Here is a 5336-nt window from a genome sequence, read left to right on the forward strand (position 1 = left end):
CAGCTTTAGCTGGCCACAAAGTGGTGAAGAACAGGACGTTCTGAATCAAATCAATAACAAAGACTAAAACGTAGTTTTATGTCTAGCTAGCATTCATTTTAGCAAGTATAAATGAGTAGATAGTTATCGGATTTGGTATTAGCAGATTGGTTTTTATACAAAATAGGAAAAGCATATAGAGTTTTAAAAAACAGGATAAAGCAGGGAGTTAATAGGGAACGGTGAGTAATTTTGGCGGGAAATGGCAGGGTCTTATATTGTGCCAAAAAGACCCTGTTGACGGTGCTGCTGGAGAATTTGTAAGTTATCTTTTATTCGTAATTACGCGTCATTTTGGTCTTGATTACCGCGATATATGCATGCCAGCTGGCATAACTAAGGACAGGCATAATCACAATAAAACCTAACGCGGAGGTTAAAAAGCCTATAAATACTAGGCAGATAAGAATTGCTCCCCACACTAGCATAACGGGTACATTATTAGCGACAGCTTTAGTTGATGTAAATAGCGCCGTCATAATATCGACTTTTCGTTCCAACAATACCTGCGGAGTAAACGCGGAAAGAACCAGCACTACCACTAACATAACAGCACCCAGTATCGAGCCCAAGCTCAAGAAAGCCAAGAGTTCTTCAAAAGTCGGGTTAATTGAATCAGGGTAGAGCGCATAAACCAATGTTGCAATACGTAACCATGCCGTCATGATAAGCAGCAGCAGTACAGCGAATCCCCACGCGCCCACCGGATTGCGAAGCATTGTTTTTACACTATGAGAAAAAGAAGGTTTATGCCCTTTTTCTAACTCCCAGGAGACGTCATAAAGTGCGGCTGCAAAGATGGGGGCAATTAAGGTGAAAGTAATCGTCATACTGATATTGATCAGATAATTTCCCGTTTCGCTGTAAAAATAAATAATAGCTACCGGAATTAAACTGAACAGCAAACCATAAACAATGCTCATTATCGGTGCGGCGATAAAATCTTTCAGGCCAAGTGATAGCCAGTGGAAAGGGGCAAATAGTTCAACTTTATTACTCTCTATGGTTCGCGCATATTTATGGGTGGGATCTTTTTCGGTTGAACTTGACGGCATATTATTCTCCTTTTGAAGAGGTTACGTTCAATTTTTGCTTGTTTAGCAATATAGTTCATTTTTGACAGATTACTCATTTTCAATTTAAGCAGGCTTAACGCCTGCTGCACTAATCTGTGAGTTCTGCGCGTTAGGCCAGCGCCCTCTATTCTTTTAACCTCTCCCTAATCGTATGCTGTTATAAAAAGAATAGCCCAACATGGTATAAAATATAAGCAAGGTAGCTGCAGGCTTGTTTTTTGGTTGCTCGTTAGCAACGGAGGTAAGGAGTTTTTTTGATGCAACTCCCGGACGAGTCATATGTTAAGCAGCTAATTACATTTTATATCTGCTAAAGGGTATCCCAATGAATATTTACAGAACCGAAAACGACAGTCTGGGCAATATTGAGGTCCCCGACAAAGCTTTGTACGGTGCACAGACACAACGAGCTATCAACAACTTTCCAATCAGTGGGCTGACCATCCCGACAAGCTTTATACAAGCGTTAGCTTTGCTGAAAAAATCGGCTGCTCAGGCTAATTTTGAACTGGGATTACTGGACCAAAAAAGAGCAACTGCGATTATCGAAAGTGCAACTTTGATTACATCAGGTAAACACCTTGATCAGTTTCCCGTAGATGTCTTTCAAACCGGCTCAGGTACCAGTACGAATATGAATATGAACGAGGTTCTTGCCAGACTATCCGGTGACATGCTGGCAATTCCCGTCGATCCTAATGATCATGTGAATATGGGGCAGAGCAGTAATGATGTTATTCCGAGTACGATTCATATCAGCGCCGCTATGACCTTAGATAACCAGTTATTACCTGCATTAGCACACCTGCACAAAAGTATATTAATTAAAGCGGCGGCTGTCGGTGATGTAATTAAAACCGGGCGCACCCACTTAATGGACGCCATGCCCATAAGTCTGAGTCAGGAGTTATCAGGTTGGGCAGCACAAGTAGAGCAGGGCATAGAGGGGCTGGAATCACTTCGTCCCCGTCTTCATCGCCTAGCGCAGGGCGCTACAGCCGTTGGGACTGGAATCAATAGCCACCCTGATTTTGCCAGCTGTTTTTGTGCAGTCTTGAATAAGCATACCGGCCTTAAGTTCAAACCGAGTGATAACTATTTTGCCAGTTTAGCGAGTCAGGATGTTGCTGTTGCTTTGTCGGGGCAATTAAAAGTGGTTGCCGTGAGCTTAATGAAGATAGCAAATGATCTGCGCTGGATGAATTCAGGGCCTCTAGGTGGTTTAGGGGAGATAGAGCTGGAAGCATTACAACCAGGTTCCTCTATTATGCCGGGCAAAGTTAATCCGGTTGTACCTGAAGCGGTGGCGATGGTATCTGCACAGGTGTTTGGTAATGACACAACCATAACGGTTGCGGGTCAATCCGGTAGCTTTGAGCTTAATGTTATGCTCCCGGTTATTGCCTACAATCTGCTGCAAAGCATTGAGATACTTGCTAACGCTTCGAGACTATTGGCGGATAAAGCGATCAGCAGTTTTATTGTAAGAGAAGGTAACCTGCAGCATACCTTGCTGCGTAATCCTATATTGGTGACGGCTCTGAACCCGCTCATTGGTTATGCGAAGGCAGCTGAAATTGCTAAAAAAGCTTATCAAAGTGGACGCAGCATTGTTGATGTAGCTGCAGAAGAAACCAATCTGAATCGTGATGAGTTAATGAGAATACTGGATCCCTCCGCCTTGACAAAAGGAGGCATTCGTACATGAATATTAAATATATATTTTATTGATATGCAGGTCATATATTAACTTTTGGCTATAATTGTAGTGCGATTTAACTTATGAGGATAAGACTATGAAATTTGATAAAACATTAACAATAGCCATGTCATCTGTATTAGCTTTAGCTTTATTAAGCGGATGTGATCAAAAAGGCGATACTGAAAAAGAGATGAGCGGTGATGCTGAAGCTGTTGTTACAGAACAAGCCGAAGCGGGTTCTACGATGATGGAGGATGCAGCGGAAAGCATGGGCTCTATGGCTGAAAGTGCGACGGAAAATATGGAGTCTATGGCTGAAGGCGCAACGGAAAAAATGGACAGCATGGTTGATGGCGCAAAGGGTAATATGGAAGCCATGGCTGAAGGTGCAAAAGAACAAATGGATACTATGGTTGATGGTGCAAAAGAAAAAGTAGATACCATGGTTGATAGCGCCGCTGAAAAAATGGGAATGGCTGAAAGTGAAGCAGAAGATATGATGGACAAAACCGAGGAAATGAGTGAATAATTCACTAATAGTGATTACATTCTCTGCAGTGAACTGAGTCTTCAGTTGCTGCGGAGGTGTGAACAGGAGGGGGTTCATTTACGCTGACACAGAAGTCCACCTTGCCCTGAGCAGTCTTGCTGTAAGTTGCTCAAAGCTAATAACTCAGTGTCTACTTGCGATAACAACTGTAACTGGTTACTTATTTTCTGCTCTACTTTTTTGAGCAGGTATGCCCATTTTACTTTTTTTTCTTTTTCAAAGATTGATTCAAAGTTTTTATTATTCCATTGCACAAAAGTGATCGGGTTTAGCGGTTTGCCTATGAATCTGACTTCATAATGCAGATGTGGTCCCGATGAGATGCCCGTATTGCCTGAAATGGCAACAAGCTGTCCTTTTTCAACAAATTCACCGTTTGCTACTTTAAACGCCTGCAGGTGTGAAAAAGAACTGGAAAAACCGAAAGAATGTTGAATGCGCATAAAATTACCTGATCCTGTTTGACTTTTACGGGTAATTTCAACGACACCATCAGCCGTTGCATAGACAGGTGTACCTGTATTAACGGCAAAGTCCAATCCTCTGTGCATACGCTTTTTGTGGGTTATTGGATGAGTACGATAACCATACCTTGAAGATAGGCGTGCGTTTTTTACCGGTTCACCGTTAGGTATTAAAGTAAAAAGGGCGTTACGGACAGCAGAGCTTATTGTCGCATTATCCAGACGCTGGATTAAATCGTAACCTGTATCTCCAGTTGGCTTGAGCTGCATTTCTGTGTTGCTCTCTGTGACCAAATACTCTTCAAGTTCATCAAGTCGCAGCGAAGCGTTGGAGAGAAGATGCTCCCGCTCAGTAAGATCTTGTTGTAATGCTTTCTTTTCCCGGTTTAAATTTTCAATTGTGGAATTAAGTGAATATGTCTGGTTTATTAACATTTTTTCTTTAACGGCAACACTGTCTATTTTATTGCTGAGGTGAAACAGATTAAACAGTGCACTTAGCAGAGATAGACAAATAAAAAGGAATGTAGCTTTAAGAAAAATGGTTTGCCATCTGGAAAGTTGAAATCTATAACTCCCTTTCACTGTTGATATTGTAATAATAGATTGGTTTTTCATATACCCTGCGTAATTTCTATTCTTTAACCACAACTTGCTGTTGTGCGATTAAAGCGTTTTGTTTATTGGGGCTGTCGATACCCGTGCGCCAAAAAACATGATTCAAATGGATAAATACTAGTGTAAAGAGCTGCAATACACACTTGTTTTTTGCGGAAAATTTTATAAATTAGAGGTATGTCAATTTTTTGTTTTTTGTAACTGAAAATTATGTGTACTACTATTAAATCCAATATCTTAGGATTTGCTGACCTTGCGCGTGCATTTTGCAGTAATTTGTTGCTGCTTTATACAAGGCAGAGCCTGTGTTGTGTAGTTGCTCCACAAAAGCTGGCGATAACGCAAAAATGCTGCCTTACGGGGTTATCTAAAAGCATGCTGCGCAGCGTCGCCCATCGCTTACATAGAGTAACTATACTTCGCGTTTTGCTCAGAATACTTTTAATACTGTACATACTTTGTACTCAAAAGAACAACAGGCCCTTATCTAAGCGAATATTTTTTTATCTAAAGCTGCATGCCGATAGCCTGACTCTTATACCCATGTTACTCCAAAATGCTTTGTCAGGCACGAGCTCGGAGACCAGAATAAGGCGCAACATGAGGTAATGGTCATTCTCTTTTCGAGTGTTGCAACGCAGCGCTGGTTTTCGAGCCCGCGCCCCGTAGGGCAAGGCAACTTGAAGTATCATGGGTATATACACAAGTCTGTAGCCATTGGTGGTGTTCTTTATTCTTTTCGGGGCGCAGGATTTATCCTGCAAATAAAGGTAAAATTTAATAAATTTGCTATTCCGCTCTTGACGGCGTGTAGACTATGAGAAACCGAAACGCAGTTTCGCAGTTCGAAAAGTCATGCTCTTTGCACTGCCAAAGAAAACAGGGCA

General features: G+C 41.7%; 4 protein-coding genes. 2 read left to right on the forward strand and 2 right to left on the reverse strand.

Annotated elements, in window-relative coordinates; translation table 11 throughout:
- Window positions 1-311 precede the first annotated feature (311 nt).
- Window positions 312-1094 (reverse strand): DUF2189 domain-containing protein, encoded by a 783-nt coding sequence (locus ABZA00_RS16210; RefSeq protein ID WP_372883190.1) that lies wholly within the window; start codon window positions 1092-1094, stop codon window positions 312-314.
- A gap of 346 nt (window positions 1095-1440) precedes the next feature.
- Here ABZA00_RS16210 and ABZA00_RS16215 point away from each other — a divergent pair, with 346 nt between their 5' ends.
- Together ABZA00_RS16215 and ABZA00_RS16220 are read left to right on the forward strand one after the other, a co-directional pair.
- Window positions 1441-2823 (forward strand): class II fumarate hydratase, encoded by a 1383-nt coding sequence (locus ABZA00_RS16215; RefSeq protein ID WP_372883191.1) that lies wholly within the window; start codon window positions 1441-1443, stop codon window positions 2821-2823.
- A gap of 88 nt (window positions 2824-2911) precedes the next feature.
- Window positions 2912-3346 carry a hypothetical protein gene (locus ABZA00_RS16220; RefSeq protein WP_372883192.1) on the forward strand — a complete coding sequence of 145 codons (435 nt, stop codon included), beginning with the start codon at window positions 2912-2914 and terminating at the stop codon, window positions 3344-3346.
- 74 nt (window positions 3347-3420) lie between these two features.
- Here ABZA00_RS16220 and ABZA00_RS16225 read toward each other — a convergent pair whose 3' ends face one another.
- A complete protein-coding gene (locus ABZA00_RS16225; protein ID WP_372883193.1) occupies window positions 3421-4449 on the reverse strand; it encodes a M23 family metallopeptidase in 1029 nt (342 codons plus the stop codon).
- Between the last annotated feature and the right edge of the window lie 887 nt (window positions 4450-5336).

Origin of the sequence: Psychromonas sp. (assembly GCF_041586535.1) — a bacterium.
Lineage (GTDB): Bacteria > Pseudomonadota > Gammaproteobacteria > Enterobacterales > Psychromonadaceae > Psychromonas.

Excerpts from the sequence above, each read along its gene's own strand:
- ABZA00_RS16210 (WP_372883190.1), bottom strand. The coding sequence starts at position 1,094 with ATGCCGTCAAGTTCAACCGAAAAAGATCCCACCCATAAATATGCGCGA.
- ABZA00_RS16215 (WP_372883191.1), top strand. The coding sequence starts at position 1,441 with ATGAATATTTACAGAACCGAAAACGACAGTCTGGGCAATATTGAGGTC.
- ABZA00_RS16220 (WP_372883192.1), top strand. The coding sequence starts at position 2,912 with ATGAAATTTGATAAAACATTAACAATAGCCATGTCATCTGTATTAGCT.
- ABZA00_RS16225 (WP_372883193.1), bottom strand. The coding sequence starts at position 4,449 with ATGAAAAACCAATCTATTATTACAATATCAACAGTGAAAGGGAGTTAT.